Below are 26,504 nucleotides of genomic sequence, written 5' to 3' on the forward strand. Positions count from 1 at the left end.
GACACTAATATGAATACGAGTCACACCCCATATCGAGTTGGTGAATGGTTACCGCAAGACCAGGAAACATTGAATGACTGGCTGCGTCAGTTGGCAGCCAAGACTAAGCAGGCGGACTTGCCTTTACAGCCATCCATTCAAGCCTTTAAAGAATATATTGAAGGCGACGCCAGCGCTTTCATGCTCTTTACTCGCATGTTTAATGAACAACCTAAACGCCACAACACACCAGTACATGGCGGTGACAGTGGTCCGGAGCCAGAGGCTATTGTCGAAAACTATCAGCAAATGCTGGCCATGTGTAACTACGTGCTAAGCATGGCACCTGAATTTAACGAAACTGGGTTAGTGGGATTTCCAATCAATGCCATCGTTGACCGGGTAATGGCGACGGAAAGTGGCTACTGCGCATTTAGAGATCCAACAGTAAACACGCACTTTAAGCGCATCCTTAATGACTGGGGCGAATTTCTGAAATCCAGTGAATCCGTGTCGGTCTTGAATGATTCCCCCACGGGCTGGTTAAGCGACGCCGCCATGGAGAAAATGGCGGGTTCACGTGAGGCATTTATTAGCACGTTTGATTGTGACCCAACGCTACCTCACTATGGATTTTCATGCTGGGATGACTTTTTTACCCGTGTATTTAAACCGGATCAGCGTCCAGTCGCCTCGCCCGATGATAACAATGTCATCGCCAACGCCTGCGAATCTGCACCTTACAAATGGGCGACCAATGTTCAGCTCCAAGATACATTCTGGATTAAAGGTCAGCCCTATTCCTTGCAACACATGCTTAATAACAATGCTGATTACTACCCGGAATTTGCCGGTGGCACCGTATACCAGGCATTTTTGAGCGCCACCCAATACCACCGCTGGAATAGTCCCGTTGATGGCGTCATAGAAATGATTGAATTTGTAGATGGCAGCTATTACGCAGAGGCTCCTGCAATAGGTGAAGATCCCGCCGGACCCAATGAATCACAGGGCTATATCACGGAAATGGCAACACGGGCCATTATTTATATCAAAGCCGACAACCCTGCTATTGGCTTAATGGCGTTTATGGCCGTGGGTATGGCTGAAGTATCAACCTGTGACGTCACGGTGAAGCCGCAGCAAATTGTTAAAAAAGGTGATGAACTCGGCATGTTCCACTTTGGTGGTTCGACCCATTGTTTATTGTTTAGAAAAGGCGTCAATCTCAGCTTTAACTTTCATGGTCAGGAACTCAATGAAGGGCAAAATTACCTGCTAACTTCCCCTATTCACGTCAGATCTGAAATAGCTAAAGTGGTGCCTACCCAGGGTAAGTAAGTCACGACAAAGGAAGGGTAACCTTCCTTTTCTCTTTGAGGATTGATTATGTGTACCAGTGTAATAGTGGGTGCGAATGCAACCACACACAAACAAAATATTATCTCCCGAAACGAAGATTGCGAGCGTGATATCTGGAACAAATATTTTGTCTATCGCCATCAACCGGAATACGCCAATGACAAAGTGATTACTAATGGCCTGTGGCAGCTTGGTAACGGACTAAAAGTTCCAAAACCAACCCAAGCATTTAGCTATAGTGCGTCACCAGACTTTGAGGCAAATAACGAAGCAAGCGCCTTAATGCCTGCAAAGTTTTTGTATGAAGAACGGGGGATCAATGAGAAAAATGTCGCTATATCTGCCACCAACACTCTGGCCATGAATGACAAGGCGGCTCAGGCCGATCCCTTACTTAAACAAGGTGGTATAACCGAGGCCGTCATTCCTACGTTAATTTTACCCCAGGCCGAGTCTGCCCGACACGGAATTCAATTGCTGGGGCAATATATCGAGCAATATGGCAGCGCCGAAGTAAATGGTGTCACCATCGCCGACGTCAATGAAATTTGGTATTTTGAAAATGGCTCCTGTCACCATTGGATTGCTGTAAAAGTGCCTGAAGACAGCTACCTGGTTGTTGCCAATGCCATGCGCATTCATGATATCGACCTTAACTCTCCCGAGGTTCTACATTCATCCGGATTATACGAGTTTGTCTGCCAACACCAATTATTGCCCGATGCGGATAAACATAATTTTAATTTTGCGAAAGCTTTCGGTGTAACGGGTCAAGCTTATAATGTTGACCGCATTTGGCTCGCTCAGCTTAAACTCACCCCCTCGCTAGCTCAGCCAACCCGGCAGCAACAATATCCACTCTTTCTCAAACCCGACGCCTTAGTGTCCGTTCCCGACGTGATTGGCGTATTAACCGCCACCTATGAGGGCACCGAGCTTGAGGGTAAGGCTAACCGCCCCATCGGTTATGACAAAACCGCTGAAAGTCATATCATTACCTTAGATAAGCAACAATGCCATGAGCTTCAGGGGGTGATCTGGCAAGCCGTTAGCACCCCTCTGTGTGCAATGTATCTACCTTTCTTTGCCGCTGTGAAGTCTTTTCCCGCTAGCTACCATAGCGGTACAAATAACTTTGATGCGCACGGCGCCTACTGGGCCTATCGCACCTTATTCACTTTAGCTTATGCCCATCAAAAGCACGCCCTGTCATTTATTGGCAGTGAAATTAGAGCACAAGAAATTGCACTCTATGATGAGCTGCATAACTTAATGCCAAGTCTCGCTGACATGATGGCAAACTCCACACAGCAGACAATGTCTTTTCTTAATCGCTACGCCCTAGGAAACTGTGATCTGATGCTGCAATTTGCGCATCAAAGAAGGAACCAGTTGATGAATGAGTTAGCGGCTATTGCTCCTCCCACCGAGTAGCTTCAGCAAACAGCGAGTAGCACCCATAAAAAAACCGCCGGTAGGCGGTTTTTTACATCCGTTACGCGCCCTTACGGACGCACACAACTGGGTCTGGGGTTAAATTCACTGGCCCGTATCGGCAGTTGAATCACCTTGCCACACCCAGGAGGGGCCTGCATACCGGTTTGCTCATTGATAAAGGCCCAGCGGATACCTTCAGGACGCTCATCGGCAATGGACTGCGGGTTAAGCTGGCGTAGATAACGAATATACAGCTCCAACGCACCCGCCGCGCCGGTCAGGCCGGTGCTCTGGTTATCATCGCGGCCCAACCAGGCCACGGTCACGGTATTTTGGTCAAAACCGCCATACCAGCTATCGCGCAGATTATTACTGGTGCCGGTTTTACCCGCCAGCTGTATGGTGGGGAAATGCTTGTTCAGGCGTTTACCTGTGCCGTCTTTAGTCACCCGTTTCATGCCATATTTGGTCATATACATGGCATCTTTCGGGAAGCGTTGCTGCCACTGCGGATTATGCTGATACAGCAACTTGCCACCGTTATCGGTCAAAGCCGAAATGCTGGTTAAGCGCGTATAGGCGCCATCGTTGGCTAAAGTGGTATAAAGCTGGGCCACCTCGTAGCTGGAGAGCTCCAAAGCCCCCAGTAACAGGGACGGGAACTGGTTAATATGACTTTCTACACCCAGGCCCTGTAAGGTATTGGCTACCTTGTCGACGCCAATATCCAGGCCCAGATTCACCGCCGGAATGTTGATACTGTTGCTAAAAGCCTTATACAAGGGCAAGGCACCGCGGAATTGGTGGTCGAAGTTGTCTGGGCTCCATACCTTACCACGCTCATCGGTCAGCTCCAGCGGCTCGTCATGCAACAAGGTAGCAAGATTATAGCGCGGCACCTGCAAGGCGCTCAGGTATACCGCCGGCTTAACCAGGGAACCGATATTTCGTTTGGTATCCAACACGCGGTTAAAACCGGAATAGCGCATATCGCGACCGGCAACCAGGGCCGATACCCCGCCTACCTGGCGATTGACCGAAAGCATGGCCGCTTCGAGTTGCTCTGTTTTTGGGCGCTTCTCTAAATAGGGCAAAGACTGAGCGATGGCGTCTTCCATTGCTTCTTGCTTTTGCAGATCGAGGTAGGTAAACACCCTCACCCCAGCATCCAGGGTTTCCTTATCGGTCAGCAATTCCTTCAACTGGCGATTGACCAGCTCCAAATAACCCGGGTAGGTTTTGTCTATATCGCGGCGCATAGGTGCAATGTCCAACGGGCGATTAAGGGCCGTACGATACTCTGTGGTACTGATCAGGCCATCTTCCGCCATTAGCCTAAGCACCAGATCACGGCGCTCCATGGCTCGCTCTTCAAAGCGACGCGGGTTGTAATAGGACGGTCCCTTAACCAAGGCCACCAGCAAGGCAATTTGATCAAACTCCAGCTCGTCGATGGGCTTAGAGAAATAAAACTCCGCCGCCAGACCCATGCCGTGTACGCCCTTGGTGTATGACTGCCCTAAATAAACCTCGTTTAAGTAGGCTTCTAAAATCTCGTCCTTGGTATAGCGATAGTCGAGAATCAGCGCGATCAACGCCTCATTCATTTTCCGCACCAAAGAGCGCTCACGGGTCAGGTAGAAGTTTTTCGCCAACTGCTGGGTCAGGGTACTGCCGCCTTGCACCGTGCGCCCGGCACGAATATTGGCATACAGGGCACGCATAATGGACCACAGGGAGACACCATGGTGCTTATAAAAATTGCGGTCTTCGACCACCAGCAAGGTTTCTTTAAGCAACTCGGGGAATTTATCGAGCGGCACAAATTCGCGGTCTTGGGTTTCGTCGTTACCAATACGGGCAATTTGCACCGGCTCCAAACGAGCGCTTTCAAGGCGCTGACCTATGTTGTTTTTTACGCTGGCAACTTTGTTGCCGCTAAAACGCAACTCGATAATGTGTGCCTGTTCATTGGCGTCGGCAAATTCAAAGGCACGACGGTAAATACGCAAACGAGTTTTGCTTTGCTCATATTGACCTGTGTGATTAAGCTTGGTCACCTGAGTGTAGTTAAGGCGTTGCAGCTCCCACTCTACCTCGGCCAGAGACAGGTATTGTCCAGGGTAAAAGGTCATTGCACGGGCGTAGACCTGCGCCGGCAACTGCCATTTATTCCCTTCAAATTGTCGGGTTACCTTGGCATCAAGGTAGATCATGTACAGGGCCACACTGATAATAGTGACCAGGGCGACTTTCCAGGCAATGGAAAATAGTCGCTTACCAAGGCGCTTCATTTTTGAAGGCGGTGCGGCCTTGGACTTTTTCTTACGTTGTTTCTTCGTGGGTGTCTTTTTTGTCGCCATAGGATTGCTAATGCGCGGCTTGAATGAAAAATTGGTGGAAGCTTAGCATACTCACGAGCAAAATTAATTGCCCACGAGTATGCCAAGACAGGGTGCAGGTTAAGGCTAGCTAAGACTAGCTTAACTGATACTGACTTTTTAGCTTGCCCAAGACCAGAGCATGGCTGACTCAGGCGGCACGCAGGGCGCTGTGCCTAACTGGTTATGCTTTAACGGGTTGATACCCACAAGGCGTGAATAACCGCGGGTAAGAAAAATAAGAAGCACAGAAGAATATTGATAATTAAGTGCTTACCGGCACCGGCTTTTAGAAATACGGCAACCGGCGGCAGAAAGATTGAAAGTATGATCAGCAGTAATTTATTATCCATGTTCGAAACCTTTTAAAGGGGCTGAAAATAAAATTATAGTCATAAAAAACGGCGAGATAAACTCGCCGCTGTGAGTAATAACCTGCTGATTAACTTGAACGTACCGATACAAACTCGGGGTAAGCATCAATACCGCAGTCATGCTGATCCATACCACTGAGTTCCTCTTCCTCGCTGACGCGGATCCCCACCGTGCTCTTTAAAATTGCCCACACAATTAATGATGCGACAAAGATAAAGCCGAAGATACAGAAGATACCGATTAACTGAGTCGTATAGCTGGCTTCATCGTTGGATAGGGGCACCAAGATCAGACCCAGGGCACCGCATACGCCGTGCACCGAAATAGCCCCAACGGGGTCGTCGATATGCATCTTATCCAAGGCCACTATGCTAAACACCACAACCATGCCACCGATGGCACCGAGCAGTAACGCCAGTAAAGGTGATGGCGATGCCGGATCGGCGGTGATCACCACCAAACCCGCCAGCGCACCATTGAGCACCATTGTCAGGTCGGCCTTACCCCAGTACGTTTTACACACCAGTAAGGAAGCAATGGCACCGGCCGCTGCTGCAGCATTGGTGTTAAGCATAATTTTACCCACCGCACTGGCATTTTCAGCATCGCTGATCAACAGCTGCGAGCCACCGTTAAAGCCAAACCAGCCCATCCACAGAATAAAGGTGCCCAAGGTTGCCAACGGCAGGTTAGAGCCGGGAATAGGATAGATTTCACCGTTTTTACCATATTTACCGCGACGAGCGCCCAGCATTAACACCCCGGCCAAGGCAGCTGCAGCACCGGCGCCGTGGACTATGCCCGAACCGGCAAAGTCGACAAAGCCCATGGCCGATAGGAAACCGCCACCCCAGGTCCAATAACCCTCAATGGGGTAAAGCAAACCGGTCATTACCACGCAGAAGACCAAAAAGGCCCAGAGTTTCATGCGTTCGGCCACCGCACCGGAAACAATCGACATCGCCGTGGCCACAAACACCACCTGGAAGAAGAAGTCCGACTCCAGCGCATGATCTGCATCACTGGCCTGGCTGCCAATCAAGGTGCCAAAGCTGGGCACGAAACCGCCCTCGCCGTTACCCACATACATGATGTTGTAACCGATCAGCAAATACATGGTACAGGCAATGGCGTAAAGGGCGACGTTCTTGGTCAGAATTTCGGTGGTATTTTTTGAGCGCACCAACCCGGCCTCGAGCATGGCAAAGCCCGCCGCCATCCACATGACTAATACGCCGGAGATCAAAAAGTAAAAGGTGTTCAATGAGAATTGTAATTCAACTATGGTGTTTTCCATGAGTGCGTCCCCCTAAATCGCTTCTTCATCAAGCTCACCCGTTCGGATGCGCACGATTTGCTCAAGATCGAAAACAAATATTTTGCCGTCACCTATTTTGCCGCTGCTGGCAACCCGGGTGATCAACTCCACCACTCGCTCCACATTTTCACTGCGCGTGGCAATCTCGATTTTAATTTTGGGAATAAAGTCCACCTGATACTCGGCACCGCGGTAGAGTTCGGTATGGCCACGCTGACGGCCAAACCCTTTTACATCCACCACTGTCATTCCCTCGATCCCCAGCTCTGCTAGCGCTTCTCGCACTTCATCAAGCTTAAATGGCTTGATGATGGCACTGATCATTTTCATATAGCCCCCTCGTAGGCGATTCGGTTTATTATTGTCCTAGGGTTAACATCAACCTTTGTGCCAGAATATTTTCTCTTTAATTAACAAAAAGATAACCTTTTTTACGCACAAAAAACGCACCATCTTGGTGCGTGAAAAGAGGGTTTTTGCCAAAGCTGTGCAAGGGTCGGCGCTATAGAGAGCTAGCCGCTGGCAACCAATAACTGTTTTTTACCCTGAGCCTTAGCCCGGTATAAAAGCTGGTCGACACTGTGCAAACAGGCTTCGAGATTATCATGGTCCGGCGCGAGCTTACTTAACTAGTTAATTTTCTGCTCAAATTTAAAGATATTTCGACAATAATAGACACTTTGACTTTACGCTTTACCACAGTTACGCTGCCGCTTTCCCTGCCGTTAGAGAGTAAAAATATGGCTAAAATCATCGTCTCCGGTGCCACCGGGCTGCTCGGCCGCGCCCTGTTTGCGCGTCTCTACCGAGAGCATCAGGTAATAGGCCTTGGGTATTCTCGGGCACAGCCACCCATAGTCAAAGCCGATCTATTCGATAAAGATGCCATCAGCGCCCTCTTTACATCGCATCGACCCAACTTCTTTATTCATAGCGCCGCCGAGCGCAACCCGGATAAGTTCGATAATGACCCAGAGCACAGCATCAAGTTCAATTGCGCGGTCACCGAGCACATTGCCAAGTGTTGCGAGCAATTTAACTGTAAGCTGATTTTTATTAGTACCGACTATGTATTCGATGGTCGCAATCCGCCCTATGCTGAGGATGCAAAAACAAATCCCCTAAACCTCTACGGGCAGTCCAAGGCGCGCAGCGAAGTCCTGTTGCAAGCACAGTATCCGCACGCGGCCATTGTCCGTATTCCGGTGCTCTACGGCGAGGTCAATTACCTTGGTGAGTCTGCGGTGACCGTCATTGCCGAGCAACTTAAAAACGGCGCGACCCGCTTCGATGATCAATGTCAGCGTTTTCCCACCGACACCGCGGATATCGCCGAGGCCTTGGCTGGTGCCATAAACACCCAGGGCGCCCAGCTACAGGGCATGTATCACCTCAGCGCCAATGAGCGTTTAACCAAGCTGGAAATGGCCAAATTGATGGCGCCGCAGCTAGGTTTAGACCCGAGCATCCTGGCCGCCACGGCAGTAGACACAAGCGGTAGCGCTACGCGTCCGCTGGATTGTGCCCTCAAAGACACCCGACTTGGCGTTCAGGGAATTGAAATAAAAAGTGATTTTGCTACTCGCATCGCCAAGGTGCTGACACCCCACTTATCGCAATAACTTGTAGTTTCCACTGCAAGCTCCTTTAATAGAGCGAGAAGAAAAACGAAAAGGTGAATCATGTTTGCAACCCATCTAAAAGCCGTGGCCCTGTCTTTGGCCGTGGTGATCGCCCCATCGGCTCTGGCCGAGGTAGACCAACATAATGCCGCGGCCCACAGTCGCCAAATCGATATCGACAGCAAGGTTATAACCGAGCATAAGGCCCGCATTAACGGCGAACGTATTTCTTATCGCGCCGAAACCGGCACCCAGCCTGTGTGGAATGACAACGGCGATGCCGTTGCCACCTTGCACTATACCTACTACAAGCGCAGCGGTGTCGATGACGATACCAAACGCCCGTTGTTGATTTCATTTAACGGTGGTCCGGGCTCAGCCTCGGTCTGGATGCACTTGGCCTACACCGGCCCCAAGGTCCTAAAAATCGATGATGAAGGTTACCCGGTACAGCCTTACGGCGTAAAAGAAAATCCCTACTCGGTACTGGATGTCGCGGACATTCTTTATGTGAACCCGGTGAATACGGGTTACTCACGCGTGCTGCCAGGCGCCGATGGCAAACTGCCCAGTCGCGATCAGCAAAAAGAGATGTTCTTTGGCGTTAACGCCGACATTAAATACCTGGCCGAGTGGTTAAATACCTTTGTGAGCCGCCACAACCGCTGGCGCTCCCCGAAGTTTTTAATCGGTGAGAGCTACGGCACCACCCGCGTTTCCGGTCTGGCTTTGGCACTGCAAAACAGTCAGTGGATGTACCTCAATGGCGTGGTCTTGGTATCGCCTACCGAGATTGGTATCAAGCGTGAAGGTCCGGTAGAAGCGGCTAACCGCCTGCCCTACTTTGCCGCCACCGCCTGGTATCACAAAGCCCTGGACAGCGAGTTGCAAGCCCTTGATCTGGATGAGCTATTGCCTCAGGTTGAAGAGTTTACGGTCAACGAATTGATCCCGGCTATCGCCAAAGGCGGCTTTATCGGCGCCGAAGAAAAGCAGCGTATCGTCGCGCAAGTGGCACGCTATGCCGGTGTATCGCCGACTTACGTGGAAAACAACAACCTGGATATTCCCACCTCGTCGTTCTGGAAAGAATTGCTACGCAGCCAGGGTAAAACCGTGGGCCGTCTTGACTCGCGCTACCTGGGCATAGACAAACGCAACGCCGGTGATCGCCCCGACTACTGGGCCGAATTGACCTCTTGGTTGCATTCGTTTACCCCGGCCATCAACTACTATCTGCGTGAAGAGCTCAATTATAAAACCGACGTTAAATACAATATGTTTGGCTCGGTTCACCCTTGGGATCGCAGCAACAACAACACGGGTGAAAACCTGCGTTTGGCCATGGCGCAAAACCCCTATCTTAATGTCTTGGTTCAAGCCGGATATTTCGATGGTGCCACCAACTATTTCGATGCCAAATACACCATGTGGCAACTTGACCCAAGCGGCAAGATGAAAGAGCGCCTGAGCTTTAAAGGCTACCGCAGCGGCCATATGATGTACCTGCGTCGCGCCGACTTGGAAAGCTCAAACAATGACCTGCGTGAGTTTATCCTCAATGCCCTACCGGCAGAAGGGGAAGCCGCTAAGTACTAATACCCAGTACCGAGTGTTCCTCTAACAAACAGTGCCGCACCGTATCAGTGCGGCTTTTTTTGCGCCACAGACGCCCACCGCTAGGTTTTTTATTTTTAAATAAAAGGATTTATACTCAAGCCTACCTGTAAGCGAGTCGCCGCTGGCACTCCCATCGATCACCCTAGGACACATATGAGTGAACAATATCGCCTGCTCTTTGCCGACCTCGATAAAGACCAGAGCCTAGAGCAAGCCACAGCGGCACTGCAGCAAAGGCTGAAATTGGCCGAGCAACAGGTCGAGGCTTTTTTTGCCGGTGAAGCGATTTTCCCCGCCAGTGAGAAGACTAAGGCGCTTAAACAGGCCAAGGTACTGGCCGGTCTGGGGGTACGAGCACGATTAAAGCGCATCGCCGCGCCAGCGCAAACACCCAGAGCCGCAACCGGGCAAGCCGATGAGCAAGTGCTGGCAGCTCTGGATTACATCACCAGCAGCTTGATCCGCCTTGAAGAGCGGCTCGACGACATGGATCAGCGCTTCAGCGAGCATCTGCTGAACCAGCAGCAAAGCAATCACACCGATGACCTGGCGCTGGATCTCAGTCTGGATGAGAAGCTCGACCTCTCTTCTTCGAGCGCCTCTCGCCAACCGCTGTTAATCGTGATCCCGTTACTGATCGTCCTGCTGCTGGCCCTACTGGGCGTGAGTTATTTTTATCCCGATCTGTTTAATTTTTAATATAAGACCGCTATGCAATTTGATGAGCAACGTGTTGACATTCGTAAGCGAATGCGAAATTTACGTAATAAGCTTACTCCAGAAGAGCAAAAAAGTGCCGCAAACGCGCTGAAAATTAATATTTCTCAAGTCATAACAACCCCAGAAAACGCCCGGGTAGGCACCTATCTAAGCAATGATGGCGAACCCAACCTAGACCCCATATTTAGTTGGCTGTGGGAAAATAACGCAGCACCATTTCTGCCCATTTTACACCCCTTCACTGGGGTGCATTTGCTCTTTCAGAGATATGAAGAAAATTCACCCATGAGCACTAACCGCTATGGTATCTTGGAGCCCGAGTTGAATTGCAGTCATGTGAGCCCCGTGGCGGCGTTGGATTTTATCCTAACCCCCTTGGTGGCCTTTGATAGCCAGGGTAACCGCTTGGGCATGGGAGGTGGATATTACGACCGCACCTTTGCCCAGATACCGCCGGATGCGCCCCATCGCCCTAAATTAATTGGCGTGGCGCACCAGTGTCAGCACCTAGATAAGCTGCCGGTGGCCAGTTGGGATGTGCCTTTAGATTACATTGTCACCCCAGAGCGAATTTATTGCCCTCACAGGTAGTGGTACAATAATCCGCAACCTTAGCTATTAACTCATTTGTGAGCACAACATGACTCAAGACGAAATGAAAAAGGCGGCCGCCTGGGCCGCACTCGATTATGTAAAGAAAGACACCATTGTTGGTGTTGGCACCGGTTCAACGGTTAATCACTTTATTGATGCCCTGGCAACAATGAAAGACGATATCCGCGGTGCGGTATCAAGTTCGCAAGCGTCGACCGAGCGTCTTAAAGCTCTAGGTATCGAAGTATTCGAATTAAATGATGTTGATACCCTGGACGTTTATGTTGATGGCGCCGATGAAATCAATGGCGCTAACGAAATGATCAAGGGCGGTGGCGCCGCGTTAACCCGCGAAAAAATCGTTGCCGCCGTGGCTAAACAGTTTATTTGTATTGTCGATAGCAGCAAATTGGTCGACACCCTGGGCGATTTTCCACTGCCCGTTGAGGTGATCCCCATGGCCCGCAGCTATGTGGCCCGCGAAATTGTCAAACTGGGCGGTGACCCAGTTTATCGACAAGGCGTAGTGACGGATAACGGCAATGTGATTTTAGATGTGCACAACCTGCAGATCACAGATGCCAAGTCACTGGAACAAACTTTAAATCAGGTTGTTGGTGTGGTTACCAACGGCCTATTCGCTCACCGCGGCGCCGACACAGTGATCATCGGCACGCCGGAGGGCCCAACTACACGTTAGAGGAATGAGGAACATGAGTAAGGTATCGTTAGCAAAAGATAAAATTAAGATTCTCTTGCTGGAAGGTGTACACCAAAGCGCAATTGAAACACTCAAGCGCAACGGTTACAGCAATATCGACTATGTCAAAACATCGTTACCTGAAAATGAGCTCATCGAGCGTATCAGCGATGCCCACATTGTGGGTATTCGCTCACGCACACAAATCACCGATACGGTGCTGGACGCGGCACAAAAACTCATTGCCGTGGGCTGCTTCTGCATCGGCACCAACCAGGTCGACCTTGGCGCAGCCAAAAGCCGCGGTATCGCCGTATTTAACGCGCCTTTCTCCAACACCCGTTCGGTTGCCGAACTGGTCCTAGGAGAAATCCTGCTGTTATTGCGCGGCATTCCTTTGCGCAACGCCATGGCCCACCGTGGTCAGTGGTTAAAGACCGCCGAAGGCTCATTCGAGGCCCGTGGTAAAACCCTGGGTATTATCGGTTACGGTCATATCGGCACCCAGCTTGGCATCATGGCCGAGAACATTGGCATGAAGGTGCAGTTTTTCGATATCGAAGACAAGCTTTCTTTGGGTAATGCCCAGCAGATTCAAAACCTGACTCAATTATTACAAAGCTCGGATGTGGTCAGCCTGCACGTACCGGAAACGCCGCAAACGAAAAACCTTATCGGCACCGCCGAGCTTGCGGTAATGAAAAAAGGCAGCATACTGATCAACGCCTCGCGCGGCACGGTCGTGGATATCGATGCCCTGGCCGAAGCATTGGAAGATAAAAGCCTGTCCGGCGCCGCCATCGACGTTTTCCCGGTAGAGCCCAAATCAAACGACGAAGAGTTTGTCTCGCCGTTGCGCCAATTCGATAACGTGATTCTTACTCCACACGTGGGTGGTTCAACACAAGAAGCGCAGGAGAGCATTGGCGTTGAAGTGGCCGGCAAACTAGCCAAATACTCGGATAACGGTTCAACCATGACCGCGGTGAACTTCCCCGAGGTAGCCCTGCCCGAGCTGGCCAACCGCAGCCGCCTGCTGCACATTCACTACAACCGCCCGGGTGTGCTAACACAAATTAACCAGGCCTTTGCACAGCACGGCATCAATATCGCCGCTCAGTACCTGCAAACGGATGAAAACATTGGTTATGTGGTTATCGATGTCGACAGCGATCACTCGGAAGTGGCGCTGAAAGAATTAAGTGCTGTGGATGGCACCATTCGCGCCCGTATCCTGCACTAAGACCTAGGTGTTGAGATATGAAAAAGCACAGCCAAGGCTGTGCTTTTTTGTGCCAGTGTACTTGCCTGCTAGTCCAAGTCAGCGGCGCTGTGGCGCTCGCGCAATTGTTCTTCTTCCTCGCCCCACACACGATTAACCCGTTGACCGCGCTGCACCGCCGGGCGTTGTTCAATTTTCTTAGCCCAGGCGAGCAGGTGACGATACTCATGCACGGATAAAAACTCCGCGGCATCGTACGCCTTGCCCAGCACTAGGGCGCCATACCAGGGCCAAATGGCCATGTCGGCAATAGAGTATTCATCCCCAGCCATGTATTCGTTTTGTGCTAGGTGCTTATCTAACACGTCTAACTGGCGCTTGGTTTCCATGGCGAAACGGTTAATGGGGTACTCCATCGGCTCCGGCGCATAAGCATAGAAGTGACCAAAACCACCTCCCACATAAGGAGCACTGCCCATTTGCCAAAACAGCCAGTTCATGCACTCGGTTTTGGCCTGCGCATCTTGGGGAATAAAGGAAGAAAACTTCTCTGCCAGATACAGCAAAATAGAACCCGACTCAAAGACCCGGGTTGCTGGTGAGGTGCTGGTGTCTAACAAGGCGGGAATTTTTGAGTTAGGGTTGATGGCCACAAAGTCAGAGCCAAACTGATCGCCTTCGCTAATTTCAATCAAGAATGCATCATACTCCGCATCGCTGATCCCCTTGGCCAGCAGCTCTTCAAACATGATGGTTACTTTTTGGCCGTTGGGGGTTGCCAGGGAATACAACTGAAACGGATGTTGCCCACGCGGCAAATGCTGCTCAAAGGTTGCGCCGGATGTTGGTTTATTCAGGCTGGCCCATTTGCCGCCATTTTCACTATCAAACTGCCAGACCTTCGGCGGAGTGTAAGGGGTTGTGCTCATGAATGCTCCTTTGCATTATTTTGCGCCATTGAGCTACTAGACCTATGGTCGAAGCAAAATATTACAAGGGGTAATAAATTCTGAGATTGAGTAAGTCACGACCATCGTATAGCAATGAGTCAGCTGGTGTGTTAAAAATAAGTTAAACAAGGAAAGACCCATTTGGTCGAGAGTAATTTGTTAGTAACTATGAAATGGACAGAGCCAAAAGAGATTGCCGCCGCGCGCGCAAAATTACAAAACCAATCGAAGTACCACCCGCTATTGATCACCATATCGGCCATTGGGTATGCTCTAATTCCATTGATTCTAATACCTCTCTCAGCTTTATTAACAAACAAAGCGGTGATGTGGGACTTCACACTGCTGGCCATGCTATTTTGTATGGTTGCAGGCACAGCAGCTGACCTAATCTCTAATTGGAATCGAATAGAAATACTTACCATTTCTTTGAGTGAAACGTCCGTCATTATTACTGGCACAAAATATTCACGTACAGAGGAATATAAAGATTTAATGGGATGGTCACTGACAGATATACCGAATACTGTAATTCCCGATGGAAAGTTAATCTTATTTGGCGACCCTCAGGGTTTTAACTTATCCATCGGTGTTCCTAAAAACATTTCACTCCATGATATTCGAAAATATCTCACCGAAAAATTAACAGAGCTTGAAACCTGTGAGCTTCCAAAACAGAAAAATCCTTATTGACGCCAACAAAACAGCTAAAGAAAGGAAATACAAGGACTGGCTAACTGTCATTACAGCCAAGTAATAATCCTAATGAGGTAAAAGTGGATCTATTCGATATATTTCAGCAGTACCGTCTTGAGCAAACGAAAACTCAAGCAGCCGAGCGAACTAGGCAGGTTGACCGCAAAGCTACAGATAATCAATACGACATCCTTGAGCTGCAAAGCAAAGTCGACCACCTTTCTCTGGTTTGCATGGCCATGAGTGAGCTCCTCGAAGAGGTTGGCTTTAGCCGAGAGCTGCTCCTTTCGAAAATGAAGGAAATTGATCTACGGGATGGTACATTGGATGGTAAATTTGCCCCTGCGAATGTATGTGGTAGTTGCGCACGGGTTGTCTCGGCTAGACATTATACTTGCCTTTATTGCGGCACTAAAATTGATAAAACAAGTGCGTTTTAGGGTTGGATATTAAATCGCTTAAAACTATCGCCCTGATAGCTCAGGGAACATACTAAGCTTTTCGCCCTAGAGACAAAGGGTTATTAGCAAGGAGGCACAATTGAAAGATAAAGAAAAAATTGCGGTATTTATTGATGCCGATAATGCGCCAGCAAAGAAAATAGATAAAGTCTTATCGGAATTGGCACGTTATGGCGTTGTTAACATCCGAAAAGCTTACGGTAACTGGAAAAGCCAAAATCTAAAGCCATGGGAAGATATCCTCCATGAGTTTGCTATTCAGCCGGTCCAGCAATTCGACCTGACTAAAGGTAAAAATGCCACCGATATGGCGTTAGTTATCGATGTGATGGATGTCTTATACACTAAAGATATTGATGTAATTTGTTTAGTTTCGTCTGATTGCGACTTCACTCCTTTGGTTACACGCTCTTTGGCAGATGGAAAATTTGTGATTGGATTTGGAGAACGTAAAGCCCCATTAGCCTTCGTAAATAGCTGTTCTCGCTTTTTGTACCTTGATGACGAAGTATCCCAAGAAATTCCAATTCAAAAGCAAAGTAAAAACATAAAAAGTGATACCAAACTTATAAACCTTTTACGGCAAGCCATTGAAGCCGTAGAAGAAGATGATGGCTGGGCTATGCTTGGACCAATAGGGACACATATATCGAATCATGCTTCCTTTGATCAGCGAAATTACGGGTTCAAGAAACTAAGCGATCTATTCACGGCAATAGATTTATTTGAAATGAAAAAGACCAATGGTTCTGTGCTTTGGGTCAGAGATAAGAAAAAAGCAAAGCAGCTTAACAAATCAAGGCAGGGGGCGCAGAAAGTTGCATCTTTAGTTAAGGCGTAGATAACTCCCAACATTTCTAATGCTAGCTACATAAAAAGCAGCTCTGAATTCAAAAAAGCCGGATACTCATCCGGCTTTTCCTAAACAAACCCTAAAGGGTTATTTACCCGAGGCCTTTAAATTAAAGTACTTGGCCAACTCTTCTGGGTGACCCATCAAGGTCATCATCTGCTCATTGACCTGGGCCACGGTCGTGCCCTCGGGTAAAGACACGGAAACCTTAAACTGCTCAGTGCCTTCGATAAAACCTAATGCCGCATCGCGCAGTGTTTGCGGCGCTGGCGACATGCTTAGATGCTGCTGCGCCTGTTGCTGAAACTGCTCGTAGGTCAGGCCCTGCTCGGCAATCACCCTTTGTATCAGGTCCTTAAGCTTGCCATTATTGTCCAGCTTAAAGCTGAAGCTTTTCGGCACCAACTCGGTCATGGCCGTCATCAACTGACTTTGTAGCGCCAGTTGCTGTTGCAAATTGCCCTGTCCGTTTTGTTCTAGCTCTTCAAATTGCTGGCGCAGAGCCATTAGCGACTGAGAGTTGGTCATGGCAAAGCTGAACTCGACATCGGCGAGCTTGCCGGCATTGATCACGGTCTTAGTGTCGGCATCGCCGTTATCGGCGCTGTAATTAAATTCACTGACCACATTGATACGCTCGCCGTCGAGCTCCTGCATCTCGACCACGACCGGACCCATAAAGGTCATGTCATTAATAGCCATGCGCGCATAATCACTCGGCTGCACCGGGTTAAAGCCGTCTAATTCTATGCTGCCGATATCGGCAAACTGCACGCCATCGGGTCCCTTAACCGCGACCGAATTCAACGCCAGGCTCTGATTGAAGAGGTTACTACTTATCTCCTTATAGCGCACATCCAGGCCGGTTTGGGCCTGCAGTTGCAATAAGTAGTCGTCGACGTCTTTGCGGGCTTCTTTACTGACATAATAATTAGCGTAGCTATAACCGCCAAATGCCATGGCCCCGAGGGCGGCAACAGTAAGTAGTTTTTTCATGCTAGATCCTTTGGAGCTGTCCGCGCTCCGAGTTAAATTAAGGGCGCAACCCTAAAACAATGCTTCGAGGGCGTCGCTGAGGCTGGCAACCGCCTGCACCTGCATGCCCTCTATCGGCTCTTTCGGTTTATTATCTACCGGTACTATGGCCCGTTTAAAGCCATGTTTAGCGGCCTCGCGTAAACGCTCCTGGCCACTGGGCACGGGACGAATTTCACCGCCTAGGCCCACCTCACCAAACACCACCAGCTCACGCTCTAAACTGTAGTTCTTAAAGCTTGAAACCAGGGCTACAATTAATGCCAAATCGGCACTGGTTTCCGACACCTTTACGCCACCGACCACGTTAACGAAGACGTCTTGATCCGCCACCTGCAGGCCACCATGACGATGCAGTACCGCCAATAACATGGCTAAACGGTTTTGCTCTAAGCCCACGGTCACGCGACGGGGGTTAGCCAACTGAGAATAGTCCACCAACGCCTGCACTTCCACCAACAGCGGACGGGTTCCTTCCCAGATCACCATGACCAAGGAGCCCGGGGTCTGCTCCTGAGAGCGGTTTAAAAAAATAGCGGAGGGGTTTTTAACCTCACGCAGCCCCTGACCCGTCATGGCAAACACACCGAGCTCGTTGACCGCACCAAAACGGTTTTTATTGCCACGCAGGGTGCGAAAACGGCTGTCGCTGCTGCCCTCAAGTAAGATAGAACAATCGATACAGTGCTCAAGCACCTTAGGACCGGCCAGAGAACCGTCTTTGGTCACATGACCCACCATAAGTATGGCAATCTGGTTTTGCTTGGCAAAACGGGTAAGGTAAGCGGCGCTTTCACGCACCTGAGAGACGCTGCCCGGTGCCGACTGAATATCGGTCATATGCATCACCTGAATGGAGTCGATAACCATGATGCCGGGCTTTTCACGCAGGGCCAACTGGCAAATTGTTTCCACATTGGTTTCCGCCAGGGTTTGCAGCTTGTCGGTAGGCAAGCCCAAACGCTTGGCGCGCATGGCCACCTGTTGCAGCGACTCCTCACCGGTGACATACAGGGTCTTCATGTTCTCGGCCAGGCCACACATGGTTTGCAACAGTATGGTACTTTTACCGGCACCCGGCTCACCGCCGATCAAAATGGCGCTACCCGGCACCACGCCGCCGCCGAGCACCCTATCGAACTCGATAAAGCCGGTGGAAAAGCGTGGCAGGCTTTCCAGGTTAACTCGTCTAGGGTTTGGATTTTAGCTTCTACCTGGCCGGCATAGCCGCTGGTTGCACTGCTGCGGCCGGTGTTTTTAACCGAAGGCACGCGAAATTCGGTGACCGTGTTCCAGGCCTTACATTCACTGCACTGGCCTTGCCAGCGCGCAAACTCGGCACCACACTCATTACATACAAAGGCTGTTTTCTTTTTTACCATATTGGGGGCATAATTTTTGCTTTAATTAGACTGAACGTTGCGCTTAAGCTTGCGTAACTAAAGAATAAACAATAATTTGACTGTCAGTATAACGGTTTTTCACCGCTGGGTAATGGTTTAATACATGGCTGAAGATATTCTCCAAAAACATCAACCTCTTGTGCAAGAGCTCAAGCAGCACCTTGGCGAAAAGGGCTTTAACACCGCCTTTGACAGCAAGACGGCCGAGCTATCCAAGGGCGATCAGTTCATTATTAAAATGGAATTAAACCGCCTGCGCCAACCCTGCAGTCGGGTCTTAGATTTACGCGGCCTAAGCAAGGGGGAAATTCAAAACTACCAGTACAATAACCAGCATCACTTTCTCGACGCCGACGCCATTGCCGTGTTTGAACAAGGGGTTAAACGCTTTGGCGACTATACCCAAGCGGTCTATGAAATGGTTATGCAGCAGGTGCATCATCGTCGCGAACAACGCCAGCAACAAGCTCAGATTGAGCATGACGAGCACGAAGGCGGCCGGCTTATTCGCTTTGCTTCTTATGAGTCGCGCCAGCAAGAGCGCATGAATTACGCCATCAAGGTACGGGTTCTGGTTAACGAGCAGCGCATTGAAGGCAAAACCAGTGATATCTCTCTAGGCGGCGCCAAACTCAAATTACCCCGCCATAGCCTGCTCAAGCGCGGGCAGAGCATCCGGGTACGTTTTACCGGCCTGGAGGAAGATTTTGAACTCGGCCTTAAAAATGGTGTGGAATATCAAGTGGTGGCCACAGAGCCGAGCATGGATAACGAGTTTTACTATGCCCGTTTAAAGCGGGGAGAAGGCCAGGAGATACCTGGCTTCGATGCTTTTTTGGCACGCTTTATCGATGGCAATAAACGCCGCTACAAGGTCAATTTGGACAACACCCTGGATGCGGTGCTGACCAAGGGTTATGAACAATATTATCTGCCTCGTCTCAATTCGTTGTTTGCCTTTGTCTGTAAGCAACAGGGCAAATTGCAGCCGCGGCTGCTATTAACCACGGAAAACAGCCTGGAGTCGCACACTTATTTTTGTGATGAAGAGCGCCGAACCGTTATCGCTAGGCTGCTAAACGAAACCCGCCTTAATTCGGTGCTGGCGCAGCCGCTGACGCAGCTGGGCCAGGTAAAGCACACCCTCTTGTATAGCTTTACCCATAGCCACAATAACAAAATCTATTTCTACAGCGCCACCGAATTGGAGCTGGCCACTCACCCCCACTTGCGTGCCTTATTTTTTGCCTTTGGCAGCCGTAAACCGAGTTGGCGCGTGCATAAGTTGCAGTTGTTGCCGGTGCAAGGTGACGATGCCCATCTTCCCCTGTCCCTGCCCGATTCCGCCGGCGATGCCATTGCCAAGCTTAACAAGCCCCCCAGCGCCAGGGTATATAGCTACCTGCGCGGTCTGAGCCATCTTTGCCTGCTGACTCCACTGCACAGCCCGGCGCTGACTAAGCGCCTGCGCCGGTATGAGTTAGATCATTCGGCAGTCAATCAATTAAAGGTGTTTGGCCATCGCCGCAGCCACACTCCCGAGCTGGAAATAGTGGCATTAGAATACGCTAATCTGCGTGCCCATAAACGCTATTTATATGCTACCGAGATCACCGCAAGCACGGCACAAGACATTGAAATAAAAGCTAAGTCATTGGATTTCAGCGTGTTGGGCATGCAAATTGAATTGGCCGAAGCGGCAAATATTAAAAAAGGCGAGGTGATCACCTTGGCCTTGCCACAGTTGCAGCAGATCACCAAAAAGTTTCACCTGGCACAACTGCCCTATGAGGTGATGGCGATCAGTAAAAGCGGCACTGTGTTAAACCTCAAGGCCTATCAAAAAGGCCGCCATCCCCATGCCGGGGTGTTATTTTTTGCCCAGTTGATCGACAACAACAAGGACAAGCTCCAGCAATGTGAAGAAGAGCCTAAGGTACCCGGGCTGTCGAAGGCGCTGCGCAATATTGTGATTAAAAACCTGTGTCAAACGCCACTGTATTTTTGCAAGCAAGACAACCAGTTGGCCCTAGGCGCCATCGGCCTTGGGCGTTACGGCAACAGCATTCACCACATATGGCAACACTTTGGTGAGCTAGGCAGACACCCGGACTTAAGCGCCTTGTTTAACGGCCAAAACTTACAATTACTGACCGATACCCTGCATCAGAGCAATCGCCAAGATAAGGCCAAGGCCTTTGATCTGTTTATTCATGTGCGCCCAAAAGAAGATAAGATAGCCAACGCTATAAGCTGTCGCTGTATCCCCATTGAGCAAGATTATCAGGCGATCACGCCCTTTATTAACGACGCCCTGGATGGAGGCTTACTCTTTGCCTATCGGTTATTTTTATCCAAAACTGGGCGTCCGGATACCAAGTATCTGCTCAGCGAGCTGAAATACATTAGCCATTATGCCCTACACAAGGCCAGGGAATTAGAAGACGCCCTGTGGCAGGTAGAGGGGGTGATCGACGCCCTGGCCATAGACGAGCTGATCCCTCGGCTTACGCATGTGGATATCGGCGCCTACCAAGGTATGGTCGAGCGCCGCACAAAGTGGCTACAGCGTATTGATTAACGTGCCGGAATAGTCAAAAAGTAAAGCAGTTGCGCCAGGCTTCCGGCGGTGATCGCCGCCGGCGCTTCGGCCACAACCTTGGCCTTACCGTGGACCGCCACCCCTAAGCCAGCCTGATGCAGCATCAGCAAATCATTAGCGCCGTCACCTATGGCCAGGGTTTGCGCCTTTGCCAGACCCAGTTCATCGCGGTAGGCACACAAAAAGCGCGCTTTTTCATCGGCGTCGACGATTTTCCCACTTACAGTGCCCACCAGTACCTCACCATCGTCGTCCAAGGTATTAGCATGAATACGATCTAGGTTTAACAGCTGCTGCACATGTGCGGCAAAAGGCACAAAGCCGCCAGAGGCAATGGCCAGATGCCACTTGTGTTCTCGTAAGACTTCGCACACCTGCTCTATGCCCGGCATAAGCGGCAACTGATTTTGTAACTCGGCCACCAACTTTAATGGGATCCCCTCTAACTTGGCGACCCGCTGACGTAGACTGGCGCTAAATTCCAATTTGCCGGCCATGGCCTGCGCGGTCACCGCCGCCACCTCGTCATAGACACCACCAAGGCGGGCGATTTCATCGATGCATTCAATGGTAATGGCCGTGGAGTCCATATCCATCACCAGTAACCCGGGCTCACTGAGCTTGGGCGGATTAACCAGCACGGCACATTGCACGCCGTTATCGGCGCCATACTGCTTTAGTTGCTGCGCTAATTCCGCAGCCTCGCCGTGTACGCTAAAGACAAACGCGGGTGGCAGATCGCTGTGGGCTTCAAAGCGGCAAACAGCGCTCACTTGGCCCGGCCACAGCTGTAATTGCTGTGCTAAATTAGCCACTTGCATGCCAAGTTGAAAGCCAAAAAGTAATACATAGGTCGGAGTTTGCGCCTCCTTGTCTGCCACCAAAGACGAATGGTCGATGTCATACCAAAGGTTTAAACTAAGCAGATTACTTAAGGACAGGTCGTCTTGCTGTGCTAAAGTAGAAAAGGCAATATTAGGCTGTGACATCAAAGGCTCCCAGGCGAAATTTAATCGTGATTACGGCACTGCCAATTTAATCATCGATAGCCATGAAAGTCAGTAACCACATGAGCGATATGAGAAATAAACAAGTAAAAAACCCGGTGCGCACCTCGCGATGGCAACGCCTTAGACGCTTGCTCTTTGCCGCGCTGTGTTTTGTGTTATTAACCTGGATGGCCTTTAACACCAGCTTCCAGGGTCATCATATGCTCTACCAGCAAGGCTATCACAGTGCAAAAAGCCTATCGCAGCAGCTGGCCCTGACCGCGGCCCTACCGCTGGAACAAAACAACAAGCCACGCCTGGGCGAGTTAACCAACCAGCTCAGCAGTGATGCGGTGATCCAAAGCGCGGTTATTTACGATATGTATGGCACCGCTCAGGCACACAGCGAGGCCTATAGCCCCTACCAATCCAGCCAGGGGATCACTCAGGCTACGCCGGGGATCAGCAAGCTGACGCAACCCATAGTAGTGCCGATAAACTCCCCGCAAGACAATAAGCCCATCGGCTTTGCCCGGGTTAATTACCTGCCGCAAACCGCCATAGACACCAGCCACCGTTATATTCATGAGGTCGGTCGCCAGGTGCTGCTGATGCTGTTTATTTGCTGCATCTTTACCTGGCAGCTGGGTCGCGGCCTAAAGCGCTGGCAGTTAAAGCGTTACTTTCGCAAAAAAGCCAAACAGTTCAAATAAAGCTGCTCGCTTAAGGCGTGATAGTCCTGCCTCTGCAACAACTCGGCCAGAGCCAAAAACACCTTAGGTAAGCGCTCCGGGGTATTCCTTCGCCCCTGATAGCCACACAAAGGCATGCTTGGCGCATCGGTTTCCAACAACAGATGTTCGACGCCTACGTGCCGCAGGGCCTGCTGGGTTTTCTGCGCTCTGGGATAGGTAATGGTGCCCCCTACTCCAAGTTTAAACCCAGCCTTGATATAACTTTCGGCCACCTGCTGTGAACCGGAAAACGCATGGATCACGCCCCCAAACTTGGGCGGGCAACGCTTAAAGGCGGCGGCGATCAAATCGTGGCTTTGCCTGTGGTGGACAATCAAGGGGAGCTGGGACTCATTGGCCAAAGCGATGTGCGCCTCAAATAAGCGCTGCTGCTTTTCTAACTCGCCGACGCTTCTATCCAGGCCACACTCACCGACGGCGACCAAGGTCTGACGGTTTGCTGCAATTAAATCGCCCAGCTCATCGATGTGTTGCTCTTGATGTTGCTCTAAGAAGTACGGATGCAGGCCGGCACCGATATAGGTCGTGGGGTATTGTTTGGTGAAGGTAAGCAGCTTGTTGGATTGTGCCAGGCTGACACCCGGCACCACACAGTGCGTGACTCCCAGCGCCTGAGCATTGGCAATGCACTGCGCTCTGTCATCATCGAATTCTTTAAAATCGAGATGACAATGGGAGTCGATAAAGCGCATTAGGGGTTTAAGCGCTCTACGCGCCAGCTGTTGTCTTCCTGGCGAATATACATAAAGCGGTCATGAAGGCGATGAGCACCGCCTTGCCAAAACTCCACCTTGGTGGGTTTAACGCAGTAGCCGCCCCAGAAATCCGGCAAGGGGATTTCCCCCTTAGCAAACTTGTTCTTCATTTGCGTGAACTTTTCCATCAACACCTGACGTGAAGACACAGGTCGACTCTGGCTCGACGCCCAAGCCGCAAGCTGGCTTTCCTTGGGGCGGGATAAAAAGTACTTGGCCACAGCGGATGTAGGCAGGGGCTGCGCCTCACCATAGACAATCACCTGACGTTCAAACATATGCCAGGGGAAATGCAGACTGATTTTGTTGTTCTTCGCCAATTCACTGGCCTTACGTGAGCCGGTATTGGTAAAGAAGACAAAGCCGTTTTCGTCGAGGCTTTTCAACAGCACGATGCGCTGCGAAGGCTGACCTTGTTCATCCACCGTCGCCACCACCATGGCCGTGGGGTCGGGAATTTGCGCCTCAATGGCCTGCTCAAGCCACTTCTCGAATTGCGCAATGGGGTCAGCCTCAAGCATGCTCTCGTCTAACCCACCTTGTAAATATTCACGACGAATATCATCAAGTTTCATATCAAATCCTTCTAATTATCACCGCCGTCTAATACACAAATTGCAGCATCATCACCAGCAAATGCAGAAGTGCTAGTTAGGCAGAGAAATGATTCATGTCGAGGACCATACATAGAGTATGTGACTCTGACTCAATCATTTCTCTAACGCAGCTAAAGCGAACTACACGCCGCCTGATTCAGCCAGTGTAGAAGTGCTGACTAGGCGGTACTCTTTTTATCCCTAGGAGCATACATAAAGTATGTGACTGGTGTTCAAAAAGAGTACCAACGCCGTCAAAACGAACTACAGGCCGCTGAGATTACATTTGCTCCATAACCTCGATGCCGAGTAAGTCGAGACCTTGGCGTAAAGTCTTCGCCACTAGCGAACACAACACCAAACGGCTAGCCTTATCTTCCTCACTCACACCCTCTTTCAGTACCGGGCAGGCTTCGTAGAAGCTCATATACAGGCTCGCCAGCTCATACAGATAACCACATAATACGTGCGGCGTTGCATCTGCGACCATTTGATCCAGCACTTCTTCAAACTGCATCAGTTTAATGGCCAGTGCTTTTTCCTGTGGCTCGGCAATCACTACCGGCGCCTGATGGGCGGCGCTGTCGATACCGGCCTTGCGGAAGATACTCTTAACACGCGTATAGGCATATTGCAGATAAGGAGCCGTGGCACCTTCAAAGCTCAGCATAGTATCCCAGTTAAAGATATAGTCGCTGGTACGGTTCTTCGACAAGTCCGCATATTTCACCGCGCCAATACCCACCTTAGTGGCGATCTCTTCCTGCTCCTGGTCGTTTAACGGCGACTCACGCTCCGACAATTTCGCCTTGGCGCGGGTGACCGCTTCATCAAGCAGGTCCGCCAGTTTTACCGTACCGCCGGTGCGGGTTTTAAACGGCTTGCCGTCTTCACCCATCATGGTGCCGAACGGGCAGAATTCGTAGCTGGTTTCATCGCGCAGTAAACCGGCCTTGCGTGCGGTAATTTCAACCTGGCTAAAGTGCAGGCTTTGACGGGCATCCACGAAGATCATGATGCGATCCGCACCCAGCTTATGTGAACGGTACTCACAGGCTGCCAGGTCTGTGGTTGCATACAAGAAGCCACCACCAGATTTTTGCACGATAAATACCGAGGGCTCGCCGTCTTTGTTGGCCAGCTCATCAAGGAACACCACCTGGGCACCTTGGTCTTCTTTGGCAATGCCTTGTTCACGCAGCACATCGATCATGCGCTGTAGCTCGCTGTTGTAGGCACTTTCAGCGTAGATATCTTCACGCTTAAGGGTCACGTTCAGCTTTTCGTATACTTCTTCAGAGTGCTTAACCGAGGTATCGATAAACATCTGCCATAGTTTGTCGCAATGAGCATCGCCTTGCTGAAGTTTTACCACGTACTCGCGGGCACGATCGGCAAAGCCTTCTTCATCGTCAAAACGCTTTTTCGCGTCACGGTAGAAGCTCTCAAGGTCGGCCAGGGCCACCTTTTCCAGGTCAACGCCGTCATTAAGCAGGTCTTCAAGGTGCGCAATCAACATACCGAATTGTGTGCCCCAGTCGCCCATGTGGTTTTGACGAATGACTTTGTCACCACGGAACTCCAGGGTACGAGCAATGGCATCACCGATAATGGTTGAGCGCAGGTGACCCACGTGCATTTCTTTGGCCAGGTTAGGTGACGAATAGTCAACCACAACCGTGTCGGCTTTCGCATGCTCGGCCACACCCAGTTTGGCATCCTGGTTAGCGCTGGCCACAGACTCGGCCAGAAACTCAGGCTTAAGGTGAATATTGATAAAACCTGGGCCGGCAATTTCAACCTTATCCGCTAAATCAGATACGTCTAACGCATCGATAATTTTTTGCGCCAGTTCACGGGGGTTGGTTTTTAGTTTTTTGGCCGCGCCCATGGCGCCATTGATTTGGTAATCACCGAACTGCGGACGCGTGCTTTGCGTTACCGCTGGATTTGTGCCTTCTTCAAGCCCCGCAGCAAGCATGGCGGCATTGGCTTTGTCGATTAAAATTTGTTTAATGTTCATCGTTGCAGTTACCTTGCAATTGGGCCAGCATCACGCTGGCCGAGATAAATTAGGGG

23 protein-coding genes and 1 pseudogene are annotated in these 26,504 nt (G+C 50.4%); 13 read left to right on the top strand and 11 right to left on the bottom strand.

Features of this window, described 5'->3' with window-relative positions; all coding sequences use genetic code 11:
* The first annotated feature begins 9 nt into the window (after nucleotides 1-9).
* Both C2M29_RS02150 and C2M29_RS02155 read left to right on the top strand, forming a co-directional pair.
* Complete coding sequence (locus tag C2M29_RS02150; protein ID WP_105188172.1) at nucleotides 10-1,320, top strand: phosphatidylserine decarboxylase family protein; 1,311 nt, start codon at nucleotides 10-12, stop codon at nucleotides 1,318-1,320.
* Between the two features lie 48 nt (nucleotides 1,321-1,368).
* Nucleotides 1,369-2,775 (top strand): C69 family dipeptidase, encoded by a 1,407-nt coding sequence (locus C2M29_RS02155; RefSeq protein WP_105188173.1) that lies wholly within the window; start codon nucleotides 1,369-1,371, stop codon nucleotides 2,773-2,775.
* A gap of 71 nt (nucleotides 2,776-2,846) precedes the next feature.
* Here the strand turns inward: C2M29_RS02155 and mrcB are convergent, their stop codons facing one another.
* The 4 genes from mrcB to C2M29_RS02175 all read right to left on the bottom strand — a co-directional run bounded on the left by mrcB (nucleotide 2,847) and on the right by C2M29_RS02175 (nucleotide 7,182).
* Complete coding sequence (gene mrcB / locus C2M29_RS02160) at nucleotides 2,847-5,141, bottom strand: penicillin-binding protein 1B (RefSeq protein ID WP_105188174.1); 2,295 nt, start codon at nucleotides 5,139-5,141, stop codon at nucleotides 2,847-2,849.
* Between the two features lie 209 nt (nucleotides 5,142-5,350).
* The gene (locus C2M29_RS02165) at nucleotides 5,351-5,512 is read right to left on the bottom strand and encodes a YqaE/Pmp3 family membrane protein (RefSeq protein WP_105188175.1); all 162 of its coding nucleotides are present in this window, start codon (nucleotides 5,510-5,512) and stop codon (nucleotides 5,351-5,353) included.
* Between the two features lie 89 nt (nucleotides 5,513-5,601).
* On the bottom strand, nucleotides 5,602-6,831 hold the full coding sequence (locus tag C2M29_RS02170; protein WP_105188176.1) for an ammonium transporter: 1,230 nt from the start codon (nucleotides 6,829-6,831) through the stop codon (nucleotides 5,602-5,604).
* Between the two features lie 12 nt (nucleotides 6,832-6,843).
* Nucleotides 6,844-7,182, bottom strand: a complete 339-nt coding sequence (locus C2M29_RS02175) for a P-II family nitrogen regulator (RefSeq protein ID WP_105188177.1) — start codon at nucleotides 7,180-7,182, stop codon at nucleotides 6,844-6,846.
* A 410-nt stretch (nucleotides 7,183-7,592) separates the two neighbouring features.
* Here C2M29_RS02175 and C2M29_RS02180 point away from each other — a divergent pair, with 410 nt between their 5' ends.
* From C2M29_RS02180 to serA, 6 genes are all read left to right on the top strand, one after another.
* Nucleotides 7,593-8,474 carry a dTDP-4-dehydrorhamnose reductase family protein gene (locus tag C2M29_RS02180; RefSeq protein ID WP_105188178.1) on the top strand — a complete coding sequence of 294 codons (882 nt, stop codon included), beginning with the start codon at nucleotides 7,593-7,595 and terminating at the stop codon, nucleotides 8,472-8,474.
* 60 nt (nucleotides 8,475-8,534) lie between these two features.
* Complete coding sequence (locus tag C2M29_RS02185) at nucleotides 8,535-10,073, top strand: S10 family peptidase (RefSeq protein ID WP_105188179.1); 1,539 nt, start codon at nucleotides 8,535-8,537, stop codon at nucleotides 10,071-10,073.
* Between the two features lie 174 nt (nucleotides 10,074-10,247).
* Entirely contained in the window at nucleotides 10,248-10,793 is a 546-nt protein-coding gene (locus tag C2M29_RS02190) for a hypothetical protein (protein ID WP_105188180.1), read from the top strand.
* A 12-nt stretch (nucleotides 10,794-10,805) separates the two neighbouring features.
* On the top strand, nucleotides 10,806-11,405 hold the full coding sequence (locus tag C2M29_RS02195; RefSeq protein WP_105188181.1) for a 5-formyltetrahydrofolate cyclo-ligase: 600 nt from the start codon (nucleotides 10,806-10,808) through the stop codon (nucleotides 11,403-11,405).
* 49 nt (nucleotides 11,406-11,454) lie between these two features.
* Nucleotides 11,455-12,108 carry a ribose-5-phosphate isomerase RpiA gene (gene rpiA, locus C2M29_RS02200; protein WP_105188182.1) on the top strand — a complete coding sequence of 218 codons (654 nt, stop codon included), beginning with the start codon at nucleotides 11,455-11,457 and terminating at the stop codon, nucleotides 12,106-12,108.
* Nucleotides 12,109-12,121: 13 nt separating this feature from the next.
* Entirely contained in the window at nucleotides 12,122-13,351 is a 1,230-nt protein-coding gene (gene serA, locus C2M29_RS02205; RefSeq protein WP_105188183.1) for a phosphoglycerate dehydrogenase, read from the top strand.
* A gap of 68 nt (nucleotides 13,352-13,419) precedes the next feature.
* On the opposite strand, the gene yghU is transcribed toward serA, so the two are convergent.
* Nucleotides 13,420-14,259 carry a glutathione-dependent disulfide-bond oxidoreductase gene (gene yghU / locus C2M29_RS02210; protein ID WP_105188184.1) on the bottom strand — a complete coding sequence of 280 codons (840 nt, stop codon included), beginning with the start codon at nucleotides 14,257-14,259 and terminating at the stop codon, nucleotides 13,420-13,422.
* Between the two features lie 189 nt (nucleotides 14,260-14,448).
* Between yghU and C2M29_RS02215 the strand changes: the two genes are divergently transcribed.
* From C2M29_RS02215 to C2M29_RS02225, 3 genes are all read left to right on the top strand, one after another.
* Nucleotides 14,449-14,973, top strand: coding sequence for a hypothetical protein (locus C2M29_RS02215; RefSeq protein ID WP_105188185.1), 525 nt, complete (start codon nucleotides 14,449-14,451; stop codon nucleotides 14,971-14,973).
* Between the two features lie 83 nt (nucleotides 14,974-15,056).
* Complete coding sequence (locus C2M29_RS02220; protein WP_105188186.1) at nucleotides 15,057-15,416, top strand: hypothetical protein; 360 nt, start codon at nucleotides 15,057-15,059, stop codon at nucleotides 15,414-15,416.
* Between the two features lie 100 nt (nucleotides 15,417-15,516).
* The gene (locus C2M29_RS02225; protein ID WP_105188187.1) at nucleotides 15,517-16,278 is read left to right on the top strand and encodes an NYN domain-containing protein; all 762 of its coding nucleotides are present in this window, start codon (nucleotides 15,517-15,519) and stop codon (nucleotides 16,276-16,278) included.
* A 99-nt stretch (nucleotides 16,279-16,377) separates the two neighbouring features.
* Here C2M29_RS02225 and C2M29_RS02230 read toward each other — a convergent pair whose 3' ends face one another.
* Both C2M29_RS02230 and radA read right to left on the bottom strand, forming a co-directional pair.
* Entirely contained in the window at nucleotides 16,378-17,286 is a 909-nt protein-coding gene (locus C2M29_RS02230; RefSeq protein ID WP_105188188.1) for a hypothetical protein, read from the bottom strand.
* A 51-nt stretch (nucleotides 17,287-17,337) separates the two neighbouring features.
* A pseudogene (gene radA / locus C2M29_RS02235) lies at nucleotides 17,338-18,707 on the bottom strand (DNA repair protein RadA).
* 124 nt (nucleotides 18,708-18,831) lie between these two features.
* On the opposite strand from radA, the gene C2M29_RS02240 reads away from it, so the two are divergent.
* The gene (locus C2M29_RS02240; RefSeq protein ID WP_105188189.1) at nucleotides 18,832-21,309 is read left to right on the top strand and encodes a PilZ domain-containing protein; all 2,478 of its coding nucleotides are present in this window, start codon (nucleotides 18,832-18,834) and stop codon (nucleotides 21,307-21,309) included.
* Here C2M29_RS02240 and serB read toward each other — a convergent pair.
* Nucleotides 21,306-22,319: a phosphoserine phosphatase SerB gene (gene serB, locus C2M29_RS02245; RefSeq protein WP_105188190.1), complete on the bottom strand. Its 1,014-nt coding sequence runs from the start codon at nucleotides 22,317-22,319 to the stop codon at nucleotides 21,306-21,308. The two genes, C2M29_RS02240 and serB, sit on opposite strands and share 4 nt — an antisense overlap.
* A gap of 89 nt (nucleotides 22,320-22,408) precedes the next feature.
* Here serB and C2M29_RS02250 point away from each other — a divergent pair, with 89 nt between their 5' ends.
* A complete protein-coding gene (locus C2M29_RS02250) occupies nucleotides 22,409-23,032 on the top strand; it encodes an AhpA/YtjB family protein (protein ID WP_105188613.1) in 624 nt (207 codons plus the stop codon).
* Here the strand turns inward: C2M29_RS02250 and C2M29_RS02255 are convergent.
* From C2M29_RS02255 to argS, 3 genes are all read right to left on the bottom strand, one after another.
* Nucleotides 22,999-23,766 carry a TatD family hydrolase gene (locus C2M29_RS02255; protein ID WP_105188191.1) on the bottom strand — a complete coding sequence of 256 codons (768 nt, stop codon included), beginning with the start codon at nucleotides 23,764-23,766 and terminating at the stop codon, nucleotides 22,999-23,001. The genes C2M29_RS02250 and C2M29_RS02255 overlap by 34 nt on opposite strands.
* Entirely contained in the window at nucleotides 23,766-24,404 is a 639-nt protein-coding gene (gene pdxH / locus C2M29_RS02260; RefSeq protein WP_105188192.1) for a pyridoxamine 5'-phosphate oxidase, read from the bottom strand. The genes C2M29_RS02255 and pdxH overlap by 1 nt, the downstream gene beginning before the upstream one ends.
* Nucleotides 24,405-24,705: 301 nt before the next feature.
* Nucleotides 24,706-26,448 (bottom strand): arginine--tRNA ligase, encoded by a 1,743-nt coding sequence (argS, locus tag C2M29_RS02265; RefSeq protein WP_105188193.1) that lies wholly within the window; start codon nucleotides 26,446-26,448, stop codon nucleotides 24,706-24,708.
* Between the last annotated feature and the right edge of the window lie 56 nt (nucleotides 26,449-26,504).

Source organism: Pseudoalteromonas sp. T1lg48 (genome assembly GCF_002964785.1).
GTDB lineage: Bacteria > Pseudomonadota > Gammaproteobacteria > Enterobacterales > Alteromonadaceae > Pseudoalteromonas.